Source organism: Variovorax sp. dw_954 (assembly GCF_018449755.1).
GTDB lineage: Bacteria > Pseudomonadota > Gammaproteobacteria > Burkholderiales > Burkholderiaceae_C > Variovorax.
Window position 1 is genome coordinate 75,772 of the sequence record NZ_JAAVVD010000029.1, and the last position, 20,103, is coordinate 95,874.

Annotated in this window: 21 protein-coding genes and 1 pseudogene; 6 read left to right on the plus strand and 16 right to left on the minus strand. The window is 62.2% G+C overall.

The genetic code is table 11. The annotated features are described in order from the left end of the window. Positions 1 to 562: 562 nt before the first annotated feature. Both HB681_RS31880 and HB681_RS31885 read right to left on the minus strand, forming a co-directional pair. Positions 563 to 2,026, minus strand: coding sequence for a porin (locus HB681_RS31880; RefSeq protein ID WP_256735174.1), 1,464 nt, complete (start codon positions 2,024 to 2,026; stop codon positions 563 to 565). A 145-nt stretch (positions 2,027 to 2,171) separates the two neighbouring features. Then, positions 2,172 to 2,309: a hypothetical protein gene (locus HB681_RS31885; RefSeq protein ID WP_213958892.1), complete on the minus strand. Its 138-nt coding sequence runs from the start codon at positions 2,307 to 2,309 to the stop codon at positions 2,172 to 2,174. A gap of 155 nt (positions 2,310 to 2,464) precedes the next feature. On the opposite strand from HB681_RS31885, the gene phaZ reads away from it, so the two are divergent. Further along, positions 2,465 to 3,730, plus strand: a complete 1,266-nt coding sequence (gene phaZ / locus HB681_RS31890; RefSeq protein ID WP_213958893.1) for a polyhydroxyalkanoate depolymerase — start codon at positions 2,465 to 2,467, stop codon at positions 3,728 to 3,730. Between the two features lie 730 nt (positions 3,731 to 4,460). Here the strand turns inward: phaZ and HB681_RS31895 are convergent. The 3 genes from HB681_RS31895 to HB681_RS31905 form a co-directional block, all read right to left on the minus strand. After that, positions 4,461 to 5,486 carry an IS30 family transposase gene (locus HB681_RS31895; protein ID WP_213958894.1) on the minus strand — a complete coding sequence of 342 codons (1,026 nt, stop codon included), beginning with the start codon at positions 5,484 to 5,486 and terminating at the stop codon, positions 4,461 to 4,463. Positions 5,487 to 5,517: 31 nt separating this feature from the next. Further along, positions 5,518 to 5,853, minus strand: a complete 336-nt coding sequence (locus HB681_RS38670) for a hypothetical protein (RefSeq protein ID WP_275946421.1) — start codon at positions 5,851 to 5,853, stop codon at positions 5,518 to 5,520. A gap of 223 nt (positions 5,854 to 6,076) precedes the next feature. Then, a complete protein-coding gene (locus HB681_RS31905; protein ID WP_213958896.1) occupies positions 6,077 to 6,424 on the minus strand; it encodes a hypothetical protein in 348 nt (115 codons plus the stop codon). A 715-nt stretch (positions 6,425 to 7,139) separates the two neighbouring features. Here HB681_RS31905 and HB681_RS31915 point away from each other — a divergent pair. Together HB681_RS31915 and HB681_RS31920 are read left to right on the plus strand one after the other, a co-directional pair. Next, positions 7,140 to 7,616 (plus strand): phosphate-starvation-inducible PsiE family protein, encoded by a 477-nt coding sequence (locus tag HB681_RS31915; protein WP_213958897.1) that lies wholly within the window; start codon positions 7,140 to 7,142, stop codon positions 7,614 to 7,616. Positions 7,617 to 7,894: 278 nt separating this feature from the next. After that, a pseudogene (locus tag HB681_RS31920) lies at positions 7,895 to 8,109 on the plus strand (IS630 family transposase); the annotation flags it as partial. Positions 8,110 to 8,291: 182 nt separating this feature from the next. On the opposite strand, the gene HB681_RS31925 reads toward HB681_RS31920, so the two are convergent. From HB681_RS31925 to HB681_RS31935, 3 genes are all read right to left on the minus strand, one after another. Beyond that, positions 8,292 to 8,864 (minus strand): OmpA family protein, encoded by a 573-nt coding sequence (locus HB681_RS31925; protein WP_256735175.1) that lies wholly within the window; start codon positions 8,862 to 8,864, stop codon positions 8,292 to 8,294. 532 nt (positions 8,865 to 9,396) lie between these two features. Continuing rightward, entirely contained in the window at positions 9,397 to 9,993 is a 597-nt protein-coding gene (locus tag HB681_RS31930; protein ID WP_213958899.1) for an RICIN domain-containing protein, read from the minus strand. Positions 9,994 to 10,607: 614 nt separating this feature from the next. After that, on the minus strand, positions 10,608 to 10,853 hold the full coding sequence (locus HB681_RS31935) for a hypothetical protein (protein WP_213958900.1): 246 nt from the start codon (positions 10,851 to 10,853) through the stop codon (positions 10,608 to 10,610). Positions 10,854 to 10,889: 36 nt separating this feature from the next. On the opposite strand from HB681_RS31935, the gene HB681_RS31940 reads away from it, so the two are divergent. Next, on the plus strand, positions 10,890 to 11,303 hold the full coding sequence (locus HB681_RS31940; protein ID WP_213958901.1) for a hypothetical protein: 414 nt from the start codon (positions 10,890 to 10,892) through the stop codon (positions 11,301 to 11,303). A 162-nt stretch (positions 11,304 to 11,465) separates the two neighbouring features. Here the strand turns inward: HB681_RS31940 and HB681_RS31945 are convergent, their stop codons facing one another. The 7 genes from HB681_RS31945 to HB681_RS31975 form a co-directional block, all read right to left on the minus strand. Beyond that, positions 11,466 to 11,765 (minus strand): hypothetical protein, encoded by a 300-nt coding sequence (locus HB681_RS31945; RefSeq protein WP_213958902.1) that lies wholly within the window; start codon positions 11,763 to 11,765, stop codon positions 11,466 to 11,468. Positions 11,766 to 11,833: 68 nt separating this feature from the next. Further along, positions 11,834 to 13,036 (minus strand): FAD-dependent monooxygenase, encoded by a 1,203-nt coding sequence (locus HB681_RS31950; protein ID WP_213958903.1) that lies wholly within the window; start codon positions 13,034 to 13,036, stop codon positions 11,834 to 11,836. Then, positions 13,033 to 13,812 (minus strand): ABC transporter ATP-binding protein, encoded by a 780-nt coding sequence (locus HB681_RS31955; RefSeq protein ID WP_213958904.1) that lies wholly within the window; start codon positions 13,810 to 13,812, stop codon positions 13,033 to 13,035. The genes HB681_RS31950 and HB681_RS31955 overlap by 4 nt, the downstream gene beginning before the upstream one ends. After that, on the minus strand, positions 13,809 to 14,576 hold the full coding sequence (locus HB681_RS31960; protein WP_345944791.1) for an ABC transporter ATP-binding protein: 768 nt from the start codon (positions 14,574 to 14,576) through the stop codon (positions 13,809 to 13,811). Before HB681_RS31960 ends, HB681_RS31955 begins: the two co-directional genes overlap by 4 nt. Then, on the minus strand, positions 14,573 to 15,565 hold the full coding sequence (locus HB681_RS31965; protein WP_345944792.1) for a branched-chain amino acid ABC transporter permease: 993 nt from the start codon (positions 15,563 to 15,565) through the stop codon (positions 14,573 to 14,575). Before HB681_RS31965 ends, HB681_RS31960 begins: the two co-directional genes overlap by 4 nt. Before the next feature lies 1 nt (position 15,566). Further along, positions 15,567 to 16,454 (minus strand): branched-chain amino acid ABC transporter permease, encoded by an 888-nt coding sequence (locus HB681_RS31970; RefSeq protein WP_213958906.1) that lies wholly within the window; start codon positions 16,452 to 16,454, stop codon positions 15,567 to 15,569. A 14-nt stretch (positions 16,455 to 16,468) separates the two neighbouring features. Then, complete coding sequence (locus tag HB681_RS31975; protein ID WP_213958907.1) at positions 16,469 to 17,602, minus strand: ABC transporter substrate-binding protein; 1,134 nt, start codon at positions 17,600 to 17,602, stop codon at positions 16,469 to 16,471. 140 nt (positions 17,603 to 17,742) lie between these two features. On the opposite strand from HB681_RS31975, the gene HB681_RS31980 reads away from it, so the two are divergent. After that, on the plus strand, positions 17,743 to 18,198 hold the full coding sequence (locus HB681_RS31980; protein ID WP_213958908.1) for a nuclear transport factor 2 family protein: 456 nt from the start codon (positions 17,743 to 17,745) through the stop codon (positions 18,196 to 18,198). A gap of 179 nt (positions 18,199 to 18,377) precedes the next feature. Here the strand turns inward: HB681_RS31980 and HB681_RS31985 are convergent, their stop codons facing one another. Next, on the minus strand, positions 18,378 to 18,869 hold the full coding sequence (locus tag HB681_RS31985) for a VOC family protein (protein ID WP_213958909.1): 492 nt from the start codon (positions 18,867 to 18,869) through the stop codon (positions 18,378 to 18,380). A 149-nt stretch (positions 18,870 to 19,018) separates the two neighbouring features. On the opposite strand from HB681_RS31985, the gene HB681_RS31990 reads away from it, so the two are divergent. Then, positions 19,019 to 19,717: a TetR/AcrR family transcriptional regulator gene (locus HB681_RS31990; RefSeq protein ID WP_213958910.1), complete on the plus strand. Its 699-nt coding sequence runs from the start codon at positions 19,019 to 19,021 to the stop codon at positions 19,715 to 19,717. Positions 19,718 to 20,103: the final 386 nt, after the last annotated feature.

Genomic DNA, 20,103 nt, shown 5'->3' on the forward strand with positions numbered 1-20,103 from the left:
CCGCCCCCTGACGACTGTCTCCACCGCGCAACCGAACAAACATCACTCACTGCGCAACCGCCGAATCGCCACAGAACCCGCCGCTTGATACAGGAATCGTCTGCGTATCATGATGACACCCACCCTCTGGTCGCGGAGTTCGCGTCGTCGCAGCATACGCACGCTGTGAGAGCGCTTCCAGTCGCTCCAGGGCGAAGAAGACCTCGGCATCAACGCCCGGTCTGAAGGGCATTGCAGTCGTCGCTCGGCGGCATCTTGGCGGCGAGCGGAACTCGCTCGAAAGATGAAGGATTAGTTGGGCCTGTAAGGGTACGTGGGCTGTCTACGGAACATCACCCGGCCCCGCAATTTTCATCGGATCATCTTGGGCGCCGACGATGCAACCCGCAAAATGGCGCCCGAGAAGCGGATGTCGTTACGGGCGCAGGCTCGCGGGCGGTCTGGTGGGTGGGCTTGGGCGCACGATCGGCAGGGAAGGCTCTTGGGTGTGTCGTTTCTGGCGAGCGTCCAGTCGACAATCGAGTGCGCCAACTGCCGCGCTCGATCCGCGAAGCGCGGCGAATCAGAAGGAAACGCGCATGCCCAGGTCGTAGCCGTACGATTTGTCCGGCACCGGCGCGACGCCTGCGACTGGCTGCGTGTAGTAGCTCGGGCCCCCGACAGTCAGACCGGCGCCGTCCTTGTTGCTCAGGTAGGCAACGGTTGCGTACACGGCCGTGCGCTTGGAAAAGTTGTAGACGTACCCGATCGCGAACTTGTCCGCTTTCGGGTCCGGGTTGAACCCGAACGTGTTCAAGTTGATGTTCTTGTACCGGACCGCGGAATACGAGGCGCGCAGGTCGCCCGTTCCGATAGGTGCTGTCACCCCGATCAGGAAGCCGTCGAATTCCGGCTTGGTGACGCCTAAAGGATTGAAGGTGTTGGTCGCGAGGCTCGTTTCCATCTTGTTGTTCGAGTACTCGCCGAAGAGCTTGACCACGCCGAAGTTGTACGAGCCAGCGACGTTCCAGATCTTGATGGTGGCGGTCGAGCCGACGTAGTAGTTGGATCCGACGGTGCTTTCGCCATACGACAGCGCCACGTCCACCGGTCCGCTCTTGTAGCCACCGCGGGCCCCGACGTACCTGCCGGCGCGCGCGTTGTCTGGGGTGGCTGCCAGCGCCGGATTGGCGGCGATCGCGGCCACGCCCGGAGGCGTCGTGCCGCCCGGGTCGTACGTGACCTTCTCGTTGAAGGCATACATGGCCTGGCCGTAGAAGCCACCCAGCGCCGGCAAGTGATAGCCGATCGAGTTGTTGGCGCGGGAGTATTGCCCATTCGTCCAGCCACTTCTGAAGCTGCCTGGCGAAGTCTGTCCGCTGGCGGTGCTGATCAGGCTTGTCCCGACGCCGTTCACGCCGAATGGGTCAAAGAGATTGTCGTTCCAGTACGTCGGCGTGTAGTCGCGGCCCAGGCGCAACTCACCCCAGTCGCCATCGTCGATGCTGACCGTCGAGCGGCGGTTGAACGCGATGAGGCCATTCGACCCGACGCCCGAACCGTCGTCGGAATTGAAACCCGCTTCGAGCCATAAGCTGGCTCCCAGCCCGCCGCCCAAGTCTTCCCTGCCGCGAAAGCCGAAGCGGCTGGAGCTGAGGGCGGAGTTAGTCAGAACGGTCTGGCTTGTCGTCAGGGAGGTACCGAACGGGCCGTTGGCCTGGTTGCGGTAGGTGCTGACGGAGTTGTCCACCACAGCGAACACAACGATGGAGGACTGAGCCCAGGCTGTACCGATACCCACCAAAGCGGCCACCGGCATCATGAGCACTATGCACTTTTTCATCGCGAACCCTCCGACAAACTTGTCAATATGCAAGGCACGGTAGATTTCCGCAATGTCGGCGATGTGACGGTGTTGCGAGGATGCTTCAGAACGCGAGCTTGCCAGTCTGACGGACGATTGGTGCGCAAATAAGCCGTTCTTATCAAGCGGGTTCCGCGACCCGAGGTCACCAACAGAAATGCGCCCCAGCGTGGGCCAGCGCAAGATGCATCGTCTCGTCGCCTCCAGACTTCACACTCGCTTTCCTCACAGTGGCGTGGCGAACTCAGTATCGGCGACTGCTTTTGAGGTTGCCTGTGCCGTCGCTCAATCACCGGACACCATTTCGGGCGTCGAAGCCAGTCGAGTGTCAGCGAATATCGCTCACGTTGATGCGAAGGGCGTGGTCCTGCCCGACTTGCTGCTCTTTCAGCCCCGGCTTGCTACCAATGTCGGTGACCAGGAGCAGCAGGCGCGCCTCGTCAAGCTCTTCGAGGCTGTCTGGCATACTGCGCCCCGCCGGGGCGCAGGACGATGCCATTCCGATGCTGCGCCGCGGTAACCGAAGCATCAGCACCTTTGTCGCCAGCGTCGAGACCAACGTCGTACATGCCCCGGCGACACTCAGGCGCCTAGACCACAGCGACCACCTGGAGACAAATTTTGACGCGCTACCGCCTTCGCACACTCGTCGAGCAACTGCTCCAACCCGTGCACACGACACTGAACTGGCATCACCGACTCGTCACGCACCCTGGCCATCCGCTCCGCCGCACCCGGCTCAATCGCTACCACGCCGCGGGCGTCGAATCTGTACTGCGTCTGATCCGCCAGTATCCGAAGCAGGCCTTCGACTATGAGCCGATCACCGTCGCCGGCACGCCTGCACCCATCGTCGAAGAGGTCGCGGTCGAGAAGCCGTTCTGCCAGCTGCGGCGCTTTCATCATGCCGACACCGCCAACGCGCCGAAGATTCTCTTTGTCGCCGCCATGTCCGGTCACCATGCCACCCTTTCGAAGGACACGTTGCGCGAATTCCTGCCGGATTTCGATGTCTACATCACGGACTGGGTCGATGCCCGGCAGGTGCCTCTGTCAGAAGGACGTTTCGGCTTTGACGAGTATGTGCAATACTTGGTCGAATTTCTCGACGCGCTGGGGCCGAAAGTGCACCTCGTCGGCCTGTGCCAGGCCGCGGTGCCTGCGCTGTGTGCCGCAGCCTTGATGGCCGAGGAAAGGCATCCGCATCGGCCGCGCACACTGTCGCTGCTTGCCGGTCCCATCGACATCCGTGTCAATCGAAACACCGTCACCAAATTTGCGGACCGTGTTCCCCTGGCCGTGATGCGACTCAATGTGCACAAGGTGCCATCGCGCTATGCAGGCGCAGGGCGTCTCGTCTATCCCGGATACCTGCAGCTGGGAGCGTTCGTCTCGCTGAATCTGCGCACGCACATCGGCAAGCATGTGCAATTCTTCAAGGACGTGGCGCAGGGCGATCAGGCCGCCGCGCAAAAGCATCGCCTCTTCTACGACGAGTACAACGCCATGATGGACGCCACGGCCGAGTTCTATCTCGAGACGCTGGAGCGCGTGTTCATGGACCAGCAACTCGCCAAGGGCACGCTGCAGGTGCACGGGCGACGCGTCGATTGCGCCGCCCTGAAAGATATTGCGCTGCTCACGCTCGAGGGCGCCCAGGACGACCTGGTTGCTGTTGGTGTCACCGAGGCGGCGCAAGGTCTGTGCGGGGAACTGCCAGCGCGCTTGCGCGAGCATCATGTGCAGGAAGGCGTTGGGCACTATGGCGTCTTCAACGGCTCGATCTACAAATCCGAAATCGCCCCGCGCATGCAGGCATTCATGCGCCGTCACGCCGCGGCAGGCGCGAAGACGGCAAAACTAGGGAGCGCCGTTCGCGTCCGGTGATCCCATGAGCTGCGCGGGCATCAACGCTCGATGTGGTCGGCGGCGTTCGGCGCCAACGGACGGCGCGCCCTGACTGCAAGCGTCGACAGGATGGCGTGGGTCAGGGATGCGGATGGAATGTGGCAGTTCCGAAGCAGCATGCTACGGCCGGCAAATCTTGGGTGGTGGCGGTTATTGCCTTAGTCGTTTCCATTTATCGGGTGTATGCACCGACAACGCCCGAATTTCTGAACGACGCAGGTTGGTTTCTCCTGTTTCTCTACAGCGCCGCCGACCAAGTTGCTTGGTGGCTAAAAAAGCGCGTGTCGCCAGTCGCTGACCCGCCTCACGCGCGCGAGAACCGTTCCGCCGGCGCTCCCACCTTGTCTAGGGAATCGAATGGCAAAGTCAGGCCCGCGATGCGTAGCCACGCTTCGTGGAGCCTTGCGCGATCATTTGGGAGCAGGCGTACGGTCTTTGTTCCGCTGGGGCCCCGACTACTGCGGACGGGGGGCGCCGAATGATTGCAGTCGGCGCCGCCAACCGTTGTCGGATGAAGCGCGCCTGTTCCAACAACGTCGTTTGCAAGTCCCCAAAGAGCTTCATGAAGCGAGCCGCGCCGCGATATTCAGAGCACGGAGTCCGCAGGCTGGCGCACCGGCGCAGCAGCGTGGCCAGCGTGTTGGCGATGACCACGGGCATGCCGATGAGTGAATTGAAAGGGCGGTTTCAAGACTGAAGCGCAACGGGGTTATTGAATTGACGCTGGCGGTTGACGGGACGACGCCAGTGTTCGTGCGAACACCTCCAGCGGCGTGTGCCAGGCATGCGTGGCGCGAGGCCTGTTGTTCATGCTGTCGGCAATTCCATCGAGCTCGCCCTGGCTGAACAGGCTCAGGTCTGTGCCCTTGGGCATGTACTGACGCAGGAGGCCGTTCGTGTTCTCGCAGGTGCCGCGTTGCCACGGGCTGTGCGGGTCGCAGAAGTACACCTTGACGCCGGTCTGTGCAGCGAGATCCGCATGACGCGACATCTCCTTGCCCTGGTCGTAGGTCAGGCTCTGGCGCATCGGCTCAGCAATCGAGTTCAGCTTGGCAGAGAAGCCCGCAAGCGCCGAGGCGGCGGTCGCGTCGTCCATCTTGGCCAGCAGCACCAGGCGGCTGGTGCGCTCGACAAGCACACCCACCGAAGACTTGTTGCCTGCGCCCTTGATGAAGTCGCCCTCCCAGTGCCCAGGCATCACACGGTCGTTCACCTCAGGCGGGCGCACATGGATGCTGACCATGTCGGGGATCTGGCCACGACGATCATCGCCTCGGGTGCGCGGCATTCGCGTGCTGTGGCCGCGACGCAGGCAGGCGACCAACTGACGTCGCAGCTCGCCTCGCGGCTGCGCGTAGATCGCGTTGTAGATGGTTTCGTGGGACACGTGGCGCTCGGGTTCGTGGGGGAAGGCGCGCTTCAGGGTACCCGCGATCTGCTGGGGCGACCAGCGCCAATCCAGCAGGGTCAGCAGGACTTGCCAGCCCACGCCCTGGATGTCGAGCTGGCGTGGCGGACGCGCGGCTTGTCGACGCCCCTGACTGCAGACCTGCGCCGAGTGCGAGGCGTAGGGCAACTCGCCCAGCGTGTTGCGCTCCAGCTCCCGGCTGATGGTGGATGCCGAGCGCCCGAGCATGCGGGCCATGGCCCGCATGCTCAAAGACTGCTGACACATGCTCGCTATCGTGATCCGGTCCTCGGGTTGAAGCTGTTGGTACCTGGTTCGTTCATTCATGTGCACACCTTATGCGATGAGGTGTTGCAGTTCAGATTTGAGGCCGCCAAGTGAAAAGATCGCCAGGTTGCAGGTCGCCGAAGTTCATGGTGTTATCCATCTCCAAAGAAGAGCCACTGGGGTTAGTCTCCGCTGAACGATCCATAACGTCTACTTGATAGTTCGTACACCAGATATTCACATGCTCAATCTCAGAAGTGTCGATCTGAACCTCATGCCGGTTTTCGAGGCGGTCTATGAGGAGCGAAGCTTGACGAGTGCCGCGCAGCGCCTTGCCATGAGCCAGCCGGCCGTCAGCAACGCTGTGGCGCGCTTGCGAACCGTATTCAACGACGAGCTGTTCGTTCGTCACGGCAGGGGCGTGCATCGAACCTCTACCGCGGACGCTGTCTATGCAAAGTTGCACGGCGGGCTGGGCACGATGCGCGAGTCGGTCTCGGAAGCCCGCGGCTTCGACCCGAAGTCATCGACCAGGCCCTTCTTTGCCTGCGGAAGTCACTAAGAGAACGTTTCCCGTCAAGCTGGTATGAGCAGCGAGCAAGGGCTCCGATCCTGGACAAGTATTCATTCGCAAGCAGCTCGAGATCGCGTCACGCACCCTGACGGGCCGTTGACGTGTGCGCGAGGCCGCCCGCAGGCGGACGCGCGCGTTGCGCGGGCCAGCGAGCGCTGAAGGCTTGATCACGCGCACGATCAGTCCCACCCTGTGCCATGTCGGTGCCCAGCGAAGAAAACGCGACCACGGTGTCCAACAAACACTCGTAGTCATTGCAGAGAAATCGCTCGACCAGTTCGTGAATAAAGGCCGCACCTTGGCAGGCATGTGCATTCGGGTTTGGAAGGCGACGTTTGATCGCAAGGCGCAGATCCCACTCATCGGATACTGGAACCAGCCTGCCCGCTGCGGTGTCGTCGTAGACAATGTACTTCGGCTGCACCAGTATGCCTATTCCGCGCGAAGGATCTGACCGTCGTTGGCGTCGAGCGGCGCCCTGACCTGGATGCTCTGGTCTCGGCGTCGTTGCGGAATGACAGCTTCGTCGGGCAGACGGCATAGACATACTTGAGCACCTTGTGCTCAGCCAGCTGCTCGGGCGTTGCAGGCAGCCCGTGTCGAGAGAAGTAGGCCGGCGACGCCGCACACGCGGCGAGTCTCGGCGAGCCGCCTGATCGTTATGTTCGACTCGGCCTCCACTTGGCGTGTGCGAGCCGCCACGTCCGACCACTCCTCTTTCTATTCTGCCCTTGACCTCGTCGATGACTTCGGGTCAAAGCCCCGGGTTTCCGGGATCGAGTGCCGAACCGTACTCCGGGCGCCGTGCAACTTCGCGCAGATGGCGCCGGCAGTCGGCGTCAGGGATACGCCCCGCGTGGCGCCGAACAGTTCATTGTTGAACATAGATCGCAGGCGCCTCGCAGCGTTGCTGACGGCCGATTGGCTCAGGGCCAGTCGGTGGTCGCACTCGTCAGGTCTTGTTCCTCACACCTCGCTTCGGAAGATCGGCAGGGGGTTCAAGTCGACACCTATGAGATTGATTGTGTGAATATCTGAAATACAAAATATCAAGTAGACATTATGACTCTCCAGAGCGAAAGTACGCACGGCTCTGCCCCGAATCGGGACCAGGAGCCCCAAAGAGAAACTCATCAGTCATGCAAGAAGAAAAGTCCAATTCCATCGTCACCAAACTGTTCGAAAAATGCGTCCTGGTGGCCGCTCAGATCCTACTCATGGCTGTGATCCTGGCGATGGTCATTGAGCTGTGGACCATGTTCGGGACCGCGATCGTCAGTCAATTTGGCAACATCGATTCCGTCCCGGAACTCATGAAGGCGGTGCAGACGGCGTTTTCCGGCGTCCTGCTCATCATCCTCGGGCTCGAGCTCATGGAGACACTGCGTGTGTACTTCAAATCTCATCGCATCCGGCTGGAAACCATCCTGGCCGTGGCCATAATTGCCGTCGGTCGCCACGTAATCAATCTGGATGTTGAGCACATGGCGGGCAGTTCGCTTATCGGCGTGGCCGCGGTTGTGCTGGCGCTCACTGGTGGTTACTTTTTGGTCCGAATGAGGGCTGCACCTTCCAGGGGGACCATCACCAGTCAGTCGGCGCCGCTGCCGCCGTGAGCACATTTCGCCAACAACTCTATTCAGGCAAGTTCGCCTGTTGGTGGTTTGATACTTTTTGTCCAGACGAGTCGAGCGCCTCACCGAGCCGTGGCGTCCGGGCTTGCCATGACGCGACCACGCAGGCCGTTTATAAACTGGTCCCTTTGCAGTCTGCCGGCAACTCGAGGCCACGACGCTCGATCGACGTGGTTGCCCTTGTTCGTCGACCAGCACCTGCACGTCGACAGCGCGCTTCCTCGATGAGCGCACGCGCTACGACCCGGCCTGACTGGCGCAGCATTCCGCGCGAGGACTGGCTGGCCGAGAACAAGGACGAAATCGAGGTGCGCTACTTGCCCAACTACAGGCCAGCAGGCGGTCACGAAGCTCGCCCCGGCGCGCACGAAGCCGCAACTGTCAAGGCCACGCCCAGGCACCTTCGCAGCGTTCAACGCCAACCTGAACGCGTTAGAGCTACTTCGAACATGCCCCATTTTGCTATGCCGCCTGATTCACGTTCGTTCATGCCGGCTCAATAGGCGTGGCAAGACGCTTGCCGGAATCAAGGCTTACCGACGTCGCGGGTGACGCAGCATGCGGCCCGCCCGGAAAAGGGTGGGGAAGCACCGGAAAATCATGCCGGCATGAAGTCGATGCGGGCGCAACGATCGGGGTGCAAGCATGGGAGCTCGTTCACCCGTCCACCGACATGGTCGACCAGCGGGTCGACCATATAGTGAGCGGCGTACTCTGCATTTGCCCGCGCCGGGCCCCCCCTATGGCGCTTGCTCTCCCGTGGCGTGGATCTCGACGCGGCGGTCCGGCTGCAGGCAGGCGAGAAGGTCGCTGTGCTTCTTGGCATGGCCCCGGGGCCTTGCAGGCGGTTTCCGTGACCTTGAGGGGCGTCTCGCCGCGACCTTCGGTCTGGATCACGCCGGCCGGCACGCCCGCGTTCACCATGTATACGCGCACCGCGTTCGCCCGCGCCACGGACAGGCGCCGGTTGTAGTCGGGCTTGCCCAGCGGGTCGATGTATCCGACGACGGTGATCGAGCGCGCCCGGAAGCCCGCGGACTTCAGGTCCTGCACTATCGTGTCCATGCGCGTGTGTCCCACAGGAGTCAGCACCGCCTTATCGAACTCGAACGCGCCGTCAGCTGAGATTTCGAAGTGAAGAGCCGGCCGCGAAAATCTGAACACGCTGCAAAGTGGATAGGCTGCTCCTATGGGCGAGGACAGAGCCCGGATGACAGGAGCAGACGACATGAGCAAAAGACCTCGCGGCAATCACTCAGCGGCATCAAGGCCAAGGTGGCGATCCATCATCCGCACTCACGCGCAGGGCGATCCTGGCCGGGCCTGCGCAACGCCGGTTTTTCGCATGCTGCTCGCCATCGTCACCGCGGCAGCGAGAAAAGAGCAACCTTTTGGCGTGTCGATGACGCTACAGGTCGCAAGCCATGCGACGTTGCGCAAGCCGGGGCGGCCATATCCGGGCCTCGCGCGCAGCGTTTCGCCGCGGGGCGGCGTCCCGCTTTGCCGGAGGCAAAGCAAGTCGAAGCACGTCGGACTTCTGGCACCGCCGGCTTGGATGACACAGTCCCCTTGGGGCCCTTGCCGAACGATGCATTCGCCGGGCCTGAGGCGCCCGTATACGTGGACTTGAGCGTGAGAGTTCCACGGATGCGGAAATCGTCCCGAGTTCAGACAGTGCGCGCACCGATCGAGCGCGCAAGCGCGGATAGACATATTCGCGCGGAGTTCCACGCGGTTGCCTCGGTCGCCATTTTTTAAGGTATTACCTGACGACGAAGGGAGCGTCCCATTCCTGCACGTCCACCAGTTCCCACTCCTGATTGGCAGCGGTCGGTACGCTGAATCTGGCAATGCAATCCGATGCCCGCAAGCCGGCACCTTGTTCGGGCGCGCCGGAAAAGTAACCGTTTGCCGCATCCAGGCATCGTCGGCCGCGGTTGTCGTAATAGTTCTCCAAGACCGTGCGACGACCAACGAAGCACTGATTTCGGGTGGAGCATTCTGCGGCCGTCATGACAACGGTCCGCAGCCTCCACATCTGCGACGCGTCCCAACTGCACGTCTCCTGGACGATCGCTGCACCGGCTCGAAAACCGTTGATCTTCAGGCACTTGCCTGAATGCCGTGCCTGCAGCAGGAACCACTGCCCTTGCAACAGCTCTGGATTCCCGGAAGGAGGTAGCCGTTGGACGCTGAACTGCTGGCTTGGGACACCATAGTTGGGCGACAGGACAACCGGCGACCCATCATCGGTCCGGTGTGCCAGGACCTCGGCCACCACACGGGTGCCCGGATTGACGACGTAGAAGTATGGGACGTCGGCAAAAGCCGCCTGAGACGAAGCGGCGAGCGCGGCCACCGCTCACCGGGTCAGTGAAACAACGAGTCGAAACTTGAAACTGCGACATGCACCTCGACCAGCAATCATTGCAACCTCCGTCGCCACGCGCCTCACTCGATGCCCACCCACTGCGACATCACCTGCAGCACTGATTCCAGTGCGGCGAGAGCGTCGCGCTGTCGCTAACGAAGTCCATGCTCCGCATCGCGTGACCGTAGTGGTCCGGGGCTACGCACGCGAATAACGTAGTCGATTTTGACCCCGCCAGCGCAAGGAGTCCAATCTCCTGACGGGCGTAGTGCGAAAACACGCTCTCTGACGCGACTGCGCGACCCCGTAGGGCGCGCACGCATCGGAAACGGCCGACGCCACGCGCTATCAAAAAGACCAAACTGGACCCGTTGCGTCACCGCCTGGGGAAGATCCCCGTGCCAGGGCGATCCGTCAGGGTTGGCTTCGATCAATTGCCGGGCGCGCCCGAGTGCCCGCCAGGCCTCCTGCACGTGGATGATGTCAGCCTTGCGGTCCAATTCGCCAAGGCATGTCGCTGATGGCGGCGAGTACAGACAGTACAGACACTTGATCCATCTGGTCTTCCCTTCCTGGCACCGTCAGACAATTGTGCGGTACCGTCACTTGAAGGCGAGCCGGTCCTGATCTTCCTGAGAATGTTCAACGGCGCCAGCGAAATATCTCTGGAACTGGCCGATGTTCTGCGTTGCTTCGGACATGACCTGACAAACGTCAATACGCGCGATGGCAACGGGCAGACAATCTTTTCCTGCTGGTTCTTCCCCGCCCAGCACCGTATGTGCTTCACCGCTCCCCGGGTTCCATCGAGAGCCCCACGCCTTGGATTTCAGAAGGGGATATGACACCGATCCTGTGCTGACCGGGATCAGAAGGGAACCTCCATGAAGACGAAGATCCACACCTTGATGGCCTCCTTTGTTGTCGCTTTCGCTGCCCTCATGGGCTTCGCGGGCACCGCAATGGCGGCCGACGAATGGTTTGTGCTCGGTGAGCAGACGATCAAGTCCGCCGATCCCAGCGTGAACATCAAAAGCGCAGGAGGTCGATGGGACAAGGACATCAAGCAAGTGAAGCTCTCTGCCGAGGGCGCGGACGTTCAGATCTCGCAGATCATCCTCCACTGGGACAACCGCAAAGACGACACGCTGAAGGATGTCGGGGTCATGAAGGCAGGCGGACAGACCGCTGCAGCAGATGCGCCGGGACGCAAGGGGCGCCTCACCGGCGTGACGGTCAACTACAAGATCCTGGGTAACAAGCCGGCAGCGACCCTCAAAGTCTGGGGCCTGGATTGACCAGGCCGTGACCGGCCACTGTAGCGTCCTTGCAGTTCCAGTCGGCCGATGCGGGGTTCCTGAAATCGCTCGGCATTGGCAAGCCCATGATCGTGAACCCTGGGTCAGCGCTACTTCGAACGCATCGCGCATCCATTCGAGTGGGAATCACCCGTAACGATCTCAATCTCCTGATCGCGCGCATGCGGGATCGCTGGGCGCTGAGCGTGCCCTTGAAGCTGGCCGCTTGAAGAATAAGTGTGCAAACTTCCGAAACGAAGTATTTAGCTTGCGCAAGGCCTCTTCGCGCGTGTGCACATCGAGCTTGCGGTAGACGCGGTCCGCATAGTCCTTCGCCGCCGCAAGGCTGATGTGAAGCTGTGCCGCGATGGCAGCGAACGAGCGGTTCTGACTGTGTTGCGTCGCCACCTCGACCCAACGTCGGTAGGCCTCTTCGGATTCTTCGCGAGTGAATTTTGTCATTTCAATGTCTGCTTATGCGCTAACGGGCGAATGCCTGAAAAAGCCTTGTGCTGCTAGTCATCCAGGCATCAACCTCGACCCGAGTCACGTAGCAAATCTTCGATCGGCAAGACGGGGACGGAAGATCCCTTTCGTCGAGTGCCTTCGAGGTAGCTGCCCAGGTGACGCGCCTTGTCGACCAGCCGGTGGCATTCCGGCACGCGATCGGCTTGGTATTTCATCAGTGCCGCCTCGATGGAGCTTGCCTCCTTGAGCGCCTGGGACAGCGAAATGGCGTCGCAGGCGGCTTTCAGCACGCCCGCCCCAACGTGGGGGCGTGCCACGCAAGCTGCGTCGCCGAGCAGGGCCACGCGACCACGGACGATGGCCTCTGGCCGCAAGTCGTAGATCGGTTGCAGGAAGGGCCGCGGCGTGCGCCGTACCACTTCGGCGAACTGCGGGGGCAGCAAGTCGCCTGCGATCCGGCGCAGATGATCGATGTGCGCGCGTTGAATCTTCGGGGGAGGGATAGAGTGCGCGTGCGTGACGCCGTGCTCATCCGTCAGCAGTGCGGGCAACTCGCTCGTTGCATCGGTGCTGCGGTACCAGAGGAAGCCAAACCTGCGGCGTCCTTCTTCCAGACTGTCGTCAGCGCCGTTGACCATGTGGAATATGAACTGCTCGCCGTGCTCGGCGTAAAGACTCTGCAGCGGCCCGTAGTACCGGCCAAAGGCGCGGTCAAAGCTGCTTTCGTCGAGCAGGCCGCGCCAGGCAACGTACCCGCAATAGACCGGCAGCGATTCGGGAAACATCTGCTCACGCACCGTGGACCAGACGCCGTCGGCACCGATCACGAGGTCGCCCTCGACCTTGCTGCCATCTGCAAACTCGAGGCCAGCTTCACCAGGACCCACGTGCACGCATCGCACTTCCTTACCCGACTGATAGGCCGCCGCAGGTACTGTTTCGCGCAGTCGCCGGTAGAGGAGGCTCCACGGGCTCAACACCTGGGAGTGGGCGTAGTGACCGATTTCGGCGCCGTCGCGGTCGAAGGCAGTGCGGCCCGTCAGCGTGGAACCGATTTGGTCGTCGATGCGCGCACCGGCACGGCGGAATGCCTCGAACAGTTCCGTATGCGTAGCAATGCCAGCGCCGCGGCTTTCAACATCACCTGTGGCCCGCTCGTAAACCTGCACGTCCCAACCTTCGCGCAGCAGCATAGCTCCCGCCATCAGGCCTCCCAGCGACCCTCCAGCGACCAGGGCCCGGCCTCGCTTGAGCCGACCAGTCATTGACGGCTTTCCTTGACGGGCGGTCGGGGCTCAACGGATTTCATGCCACCGCCGAGGTAGGCGTCGGCCAGCGCGCCGCTCTCGAGGGTGTTCTTCCAGGTACCTTCTGCCACCTCGTAGACGATCCGGCCGAGCGAGAGGACATACGCTCGATCCGTCAGTTGCGCCGCCATCGAGACGTTCTGCTCGATCAGCAGCATGCTCATCCCTTCTGAGCGCAGCTGCTGGAGCACCTCGACGATGTCCTTGATGATCTTTGGTGCCAGTCCGGTGGAAGGCTCGTCCAGCACGAGCACGTCTGGCTGCAAGAGCAGCGCGCGCGCAATGGCCACCATCTGTTGCTGGCCCCCGCTGAGCAGTTTCGCGGGCGTCCCATACTTTTCCGTAAGGACGGGAAAGAGGTTCAGCACGTCCTTAATCGAAAAGCGGGGAACGCGCTGTCTTCCATTGCGCAACGCCAACCCCAGATTTTCGGCAACCGTCATGTCGCCAAACAGGTTGCGTGCCTCCAGGACCACAGCCACTCCGTGTTGTGGAATGCGGTGCGGCGCCAGCCTTGTGAGGTCCACGCCACCGTGACGGATCGTGCCGGAACGCACTCGCAGGTGGCCGCTGATCGTGCGCACCAGCGTCGACTTGCCAGCGCCGTTGGCGCCGAGCAAGCCAACCACTTCTGCCTTGCCAACGTGCAGAGAAACGTCATGAAGGACCTTGAGAGCGCCATAGCCGGCGCTCACCTTCTGCAGATCCAGCAACAATTCGCGTGGAGCGCTCATAGGCCGAGATAAACCTGCTGGACCTGGGGGTCGCGGTGGATCGCTTGCATCGTGCCGCAGGCGATGGTTTCACCAGCGGACAGCACATGCGCCCGATCCACTATCGACATCAGGGCCATGTCGTGCGAGACCATGAGGATGGCGAGTCCCGACTTGTTGATGCGGATGAGTTGCTCACGCAACTGGTCAACTTCCTCCTGCGAGAGGCCGGAAGATGGCTCGTCCAGCAACAGGACGCGGGGCGCGCTGACGGTGGCGCGCGCGAGTTCCACGTTGCGGCGGGCCCCGGCCGTGAGAGAACCCGCTAAGCGATGCTTGATGCCGCCGAGTCCGAAGGCATCGCAGGTGGCCAGGGCCTGATCCTTCATTCGGAGCATCTCGCGACGTGCCAGCGGTAGCCTGAACATTGAAGCCAGAATTCCGCCCCGACTGCACTTGTACAGTCCCGTCATCACGTTCTCGAGCACGGTCAGATGTTCGAACACGCGGGGAGTCTGGAATGTGCGCACCAACCCTTGACGGCTGCGCTGCACCACATTGCTGGAGCCGAGCGCACGCCCGTCGAGCAGGACCTGACCGGCCAGCGGATGGATGAAGCCGCAGATGATGTTGAACAGCGTCGTCTTGCCGGATCCGTTGGGGCCGATCAACCCGACGAGACCACCAAGCGGCACATCGAAGCTGACGCCGCGCAGAACCTGGAAGCCACCGAAAGAATGTTCCACGCCCTTGATCGCGAGCAGTGATGGCGAGGTGGCGTTCACTTGACGCGTCTCCATGCAGCAATGCCGAGCAGCCCCTGAGGAAACAGCATGATCACGAGAACGAGACCAACGCCGAACAGGATGCGGTACACATCACCCAGGGGGCTCAAGACCTCTGGCAGGAAGCTGACGAAAATCGCGCCGGGCAGGGCGCCCCATGGGTTTCGGACGCCGCCAATCACCGCAGCCAACACCAGGAGCATCGTGCGCTCCAGCGTAAAACTGTCGACGCTGATGTAGCCCACGTAGTGAGCAAACAGACTGCCCGAGAGGGAACCCAAGATCGCTGAGAGCACGAACAACTTGGTGCGCAGTGCCGCGCTGTCGATGGCCATCACCTCCGCGGCTTCGGGGCTGTCGCGCATCGCACGCATCGCCAGCCCAGGCCGGCCATTGGCAACGTTGGACAGCAGCCAAAAGCAGAGCAAGGTGAGGGGCCAGACGAAGTAGTAGAACTTGACCGGGCTGTCGAGCGTCCAGCCCAGCAGGGAGATCTTCGGAATGCCGCTGATCCCAAGACTACCGCCGGTGAGCCAGTCCCACTCGAAGAACAATTGGGTCACGATGACCAGCAGCGCCAGTGTCGCCAGCGCCAGGAAGTGACCCGAGAGACGCAGCAGTGGCAGCCCGATGGCCAGCGCGAAGGTGGCGCTGATCACCAGCCCGATCAGCAGGCCCAGCGCGCCCGGTAGGGCCCAGGCGACGGTGACGTGGGCCGTGGCGTACGCGCCGATGCCGTAGAAGGCCACTTGCGCGAGGTTGATGATCCCCGCCTGCCCGAGCAGGAAGCCCACGCCGAGCGCGCCGATGGCCAGTAGCGCGGAGAACACGAGCAAGTCGACGTACTGCACCGGCAGGACGAGCGGCGCCGCCGCCAGGGCGAGGCTGCTCAGCACGAGGGGCAGATTCGGACGCCAGAGTCTGCGCGTGCGCGTGCGCGTGCGCGCGGGCTCGGGCGACTGCGCTTCATGTGACAGTGCGGCAGTCACGTCAGCCCCCTCTGCGTGCGGCGGCTGCAAACAGGCCTTTGGGCATGAAGATCATGATGGCGATCAGCAAGGCCATGGCGGTGATGTTCTGATAGCCTGAACTGAACAGGAATACGGCGAGCGCTTCCGCAAGACCCAGGATCAAGCCGCCGGCGACCGCCCCCATCGGGTTGACGAGTCCGCCCAGGACCGCCGCAGCCAACCCCTTGAGCGTGATTGCTATGCCGATGGCAAAGCTCACCCCAATCAGGGGCGCTTGCAGGATGCCCGCGATACCGCCGATCAGGCCACCGAGCATGAAAGTGCAGGTCCGCATCAGCGGCACGTTGATGCCAATCGCGGTGGCGCCGTCGGCGTCGCTCGACGCCGCGACCATCGAGCGGCCCAGATGCGTGTATTTGTAAAACGCGGCCAAGGCTGCGACCACCAGCAGCGCGGCAGCGATCACGACCATCGCGTGGCGCTGCATCGTGGCGCTACCGATTGCCACCTGCGCCTCACCGCCGATCGGCGGGAGGAAATAGGCGGCCTTGCCAACGGCCACCAGCACGACCGCGCCGATCAGGAAAGTCAGCCCGACCGTCAGCAGCAGCAAAGTCTCCTCGGAGGCTCTGCGCCGCAGCATCGGTCGGATGCAGGCGATCTCTACCAGTGCGCCGAGCATTGCCGCCGCGAATACACCGACTGCGATGGAGACCCAGTAAGGCAGCCCCGCCTTCTGCGTGAGGAGCACCGTGACGATCGCGCCCACGATGGCGAAGTCGCCCTGGGCCGCGTTGACGATCTGGCTGCCCTTGTACACCACCGCCAGCCCCAAGCCGATCATGGCGTAGAGGAACCCGTTCGTAAGGCCCGAGAGCACGACCTGCAAAAAGAGTTCGACAGACATCGCCGTTCGCCCGCCTACGGGCGATCCTGGGCCGTGAAGGGCAGGCGCACGAACTTGCCGTCCTTGACGGTCGAGTACTGGAAGCTCGAAAGCTGGATACCGGTCATGTCTGAGGCGGTGAAGTCATAGGCGACGTGCGAACCCGCGTGCTTGCTGCGCGCGGCAGCGCAAATCTTGTCGCTGCTGCTATCGGGGCCGGCCTTCTTGATCGCATCGGCCACCACCATCACGGCTTCCCATGCGGCCACCTCGAAGTTCTTCGGCAGCTTCTTGTATTCGCTGTAGAACAGGTCGACGAATTCCTTCTCGCTGGGGCGTGGATCCTCCGCCACCATGTATTCCGCGAACACGACGCCCTCGGCGGCCGGACCCATGGCCTTGATACTGTCGTACACCGCCACTGCCAGTCCGGTGACTACCGGTGCGTTCACATTTAACTGGCGCAAGTTGCGGAATGGCGTCGGCGAAGACGTGAGCAGCATCACGAGGTCCGGATCGGATGCCTTCAGCTTGGCAACCTGCGACGACATGTCCGTCGCAGCCAGGTCGAATTTCTCGGCCGCAACGAAGGTCACCCCGTACTTCGGTGCGAGGTCCTTCATTGAATTCATGACGGCCTGGCCGACGCCAGAGTCATACAGGACCCCGACTCGTTTTGCTTTTGCACCGTCGACTGCGTAGGAAAGCAGGCCCGCCGCGTTGATGTGCTGGGCGGGCATCATGTGCAGCAGGCACTTGCGCTCGCGCTCGATCGGCAGCGCGATGCCCGCGCCGGTCACCTGCAGCACGTTCTTCTGCGCGGTGATGCCGCCGGTTGCCAGGGTGGCGGCCAACCCGGTGGGGCCGAGGAGGGCGACCACGCCGGAATTCAGCAGGCCGTTCGCCTTGGTGACCGCGATGTCGGGGTTGGACGAATCATCTTCGAAGACCAGTTGAAGCGGCCGTCCGTTGATGCCTCCGCGCTGATTGATCACCTTTTCAGCGAGTTGATAGCCCTCGCGACTGATGGCGCCGACCTGGGCCAGCGGACCGGACACCGACACGATGGCACCGACCTTGATCGGTGCGCCCGAAGTCTGAGCGAAGACCGGGCCGCATAACGCAGAGACGATGAGGGCCTGGAGGAATGTTCTCTTGATGGATTGCATGGCTGCTTCTGCCCGCCGGGCTGGTTATGATCGGGCCGATACTAGACGAGACGTATCGTCTCACGACTATCGTTTTCCCTTGGCAAGCCAAGCCCTTCTGGGATAGAGGCGGTGATAGGATTTCCGCAAAGGAGCCACGCATGCGTGACATCACGACCGACTTGACGGACCGCCTTGCCATCGAGGAGTTGATTTACCTCTACGCTCGTACCTCCGACAGCCGCGACTTCGGTACCATGCGAACGCTCTTCTGCGCGGACGCTTGCGCTGTGGTGCGCGATGCGGTGAGCGCCCATGAGCAAATTCTCTCGGGGCCTGATGCAATCGCGGAGTTCGTGGCGCAAAGGCATGCCGCGGAGTTCGCGCGCGGCGACAGGCGGCGTCACCTCACAAGCAACTTCATCCTGGACTCCTGCGACGGGGCGAATGCCGTCGCGCGTTCCTACGTTTGCGTGCTTCAGTGCGTGGCAGGCCAGCCGATGCAACTCGCGTCCATGGGGCACTATGAAGACCACTGCCACAAGGTGGAGGGGCGCTGGCGCTTCCAGAAACGGGTGCTCACCATCGAAGGAAAGGGCCAGTTGCCCGCAACCTGATGAAGACGATGGTGACGAAGGCACTTCATCTACTAACCCATCGTCGGCGGCACGTCCCGTGGCGGTTGTGCGACGGTTCCATCAAGCCGCCACGACGCAAGGGGCATTTGAAGATTGAAGCCCGGCCGCCTGCGCGGCTTGCCTCGGGCTAAGAGGTCGCTCAGCATCACACGCCGCGGTCATCCTGCAAACATGGCGTACCCCATGGGATCGAACGGACGGAACGGCGCACCCGGCATGTAGGTGTTCTCTGCAGGTATGTCCGGCACCGGGCCTTCTTCGATAGAGGCGTCGAAAGTCAACTCGAGCATCACGCCATTGGGGTCGTACACGAAGATCACCCACTGCTTGCCGCCCGGCACGGCCCCGCCTTCCCACTTCAATCCATACTCCAACAACCTGCGGCGCAGGGCGCTGTAATCCACGCAGTAGAGGGAGATGTGATGCACGGCGCCACTGCCGGTGGGGACTTGCGTATCGGCCGGCTTGACCCGCGCGTCGTCGCCGGTGAATACGTGGATACTTGGAGGGCTTCCAGGCAAGGCCGCGCGCAGCCAGTAACCACTGATGCCGATCTTGGGGCGCGTCTGGTCCACGACCATGCCGAGCACGCGCGTGTAGAAATTGACCGTCGTTTCGGCATGGGTGGCTCGCAGGCCGTAATGGAACAAGCTGCATATCATCTAGCGTCTCCTTTTGCACCAGATGGCGCACATGAAAAACCTCCGGGCTTGGCCGCCAAGGCCGCTTGCAGAGTAGACGATACGTATCGTCTTTGCAATCATGTGTTGCCTCAGTGCGCTCTATACTCAAGCCGGCCATGAACAGCAGCAAGACACTTCTCGCGCGCGGTCCCCTTTTGATCTCGCGCGCCCCCAGTACACGCGCATCCCGACTGCCCACCGAGGGAGTGCCCTCGAAGAGCGCACCTGACAAGGTGCCGGCAGCCAACAGGCGCAATCCGAAGACGCACCAGGCGGTGCTGGCTGCGGCTGAGGAACTGCTCAAGGAAATTGGCTACACGAGCATAACCATCGATCGCATCGCGGAACGATCCGGCGTGGCCAAGGCCAGCATCTACCGGTGGTGGCCGAACAAGGCGGCCGTGTTCATGGAGCTCTACCTCGCGATCGTTCGCCAGGCACGCATGCCCGTCGATACCGGAACGTTGGAAGGCGACTTGCGCGAGCACGCCCGCGCTGCGTTCCGAATATTCCGTACCACCGTCGCGGGGTTGGCGCTCGCGGGATTCGTAGCTGACGCGCAGTCCAATCCAAAGACGCACAAGCTGCTTCAGGAAGGCATTGCCACGGACGTCCGCAAGATCAATATGGCATTGCTGGAGCGGGCGCGCGAGCGTGGCGAACTGAATCCCTGGGTGTCCGTTGCAGTGGCAGCCGATGTGATGTCCGGTGCGCTCTACTATCAGTTGCTGATCCGCCGCGGCCAGTTTTCCAACGCTGAAGCCGACCAGATCACTGACATTATTCTGCGGGGCATTCGCGCAGGATCTGCGTAGCTCAAAGCGGGTTGCCGCGCAGCGGCGGCTCTCGTGTTCGGGGGTGGCCATCGTGAGTCCGGATAAGGTTTGAGGTGCGACCCACCAACCCACAACGATGCGGGCGAGGTCAAGTTCCAAGTCACACCGGTATATCGCGGGGAAGAGCGTCGAAGTCACCTTCGATGGTCGCTGCCGTTCGGCGGGAAAATTCGAAGGACAGCACCCAGTGGCGGATTCAACCGGGTGTTCAACTCATTGCTCGCTGGACCGTGCTTGCGGCAGTCGAACGCAGTGGTTGGCGCATATCGCCCAGTCTCAATGCCCCGAAGCAACGCACACGTCCCGAGAAGAGACGCCGGTTTTGCGCAGCGACCCATCACACCGTTCGATAGGCAGCGTGCAAG

Bases quoted from the DNA above. Each gene is read 5' to 3' on its own strand.
- HB681_RS31970 (WP_213958906.1), bottom strand. From the start codon at position 16,454: ATGTCTGTCGAACTCTTTTTGCAGGTCGTGCTCTCGGGCCTTACGAAC.
- HB681_RS31895 (WP_213958894.1), bottom strand. From the start codon at position 5,486: ATGAATGAACGAACCAGGTACCAACAGCTTCAACCCGAGGACCGGATC.
- HB681_RS31885 (WP_213958892.1), bottom strand. From the start codon at position 2,309: ATGCCAGACAGCCTCGAAGAGCTTGACGAGGCGCGCCTGCTGCTCCTG.
- HB681_RS31975 (WP_213958907.1), bottom strand. From the start codon at position 17,602: ATGCAATCCATCAAGAGAACATTCCTCCAGGCCCTCATCGTCTCTGCG.
- HB681_RS31950 (WP_213958903.1), bottom strand. From the start codon at position 13,036: ATGACTGGTCGGCTCAAGCGAGGCCGGGCCCTGGTCGCTGGAGGGTCG.
- HB681_RS31945 (WP_213958902.1), bottom strand. From the start codon at position 11,765: ATGACAAAATTCACTCGCGAAGAATCCGAAGAGGCCTACCGACGTTGG.
- HB681_RS31925 (WP_256735175.1), bottom strand. From the start codon at position 8,864: ATGTCGTCTGCTCCTGTCATCCGGGCTCTGTCCTCGCCCATAGGAGCA.
- HB681_RS38670 (WP_275946421.1), bottom strand. From the start codon at position 5,853: ATGCACGCCCCTGCCGTGACGAACGAACAGCTCGTCGTTGAATACGGT.
- HB681_RS31955 (WP_213958904.1), bottom strand. From the start codon at position 13,812: ATGAGCGCTCCACGCGAATTGTTGCTGGATCTGCAGAAGGTGAGCGCC.
- HB681_RS31990 (WP_213958910.1), top strand. From the start codon at position 19,019: ATGAACAGCAGCAAGACACTTCTCGCGCGCGGTCCCCTTTTGATCTCG.
- HB681_RS31940 (WP_213958901.1), top strand. From the start codon at position 10,890: ATGAAGACGAAGATCCACACCTTGATGGCCTCCTTTGTTGTCGCTTTC.
- HB681_RS31915 (WP_213958897.1), top strand. From the start codon at position 7,140: ATGCAAGAAGAAAAGTCCAATTCCATCGTCACCAAACTGTTCGAAAAA.
- HB681_RS31980 (WP_213958908.1), top strand. From the start codon at position 17,743: ATGCGTGACATCACGACCGACTTGACGGACCGCCTTGCCATCGAGGAG.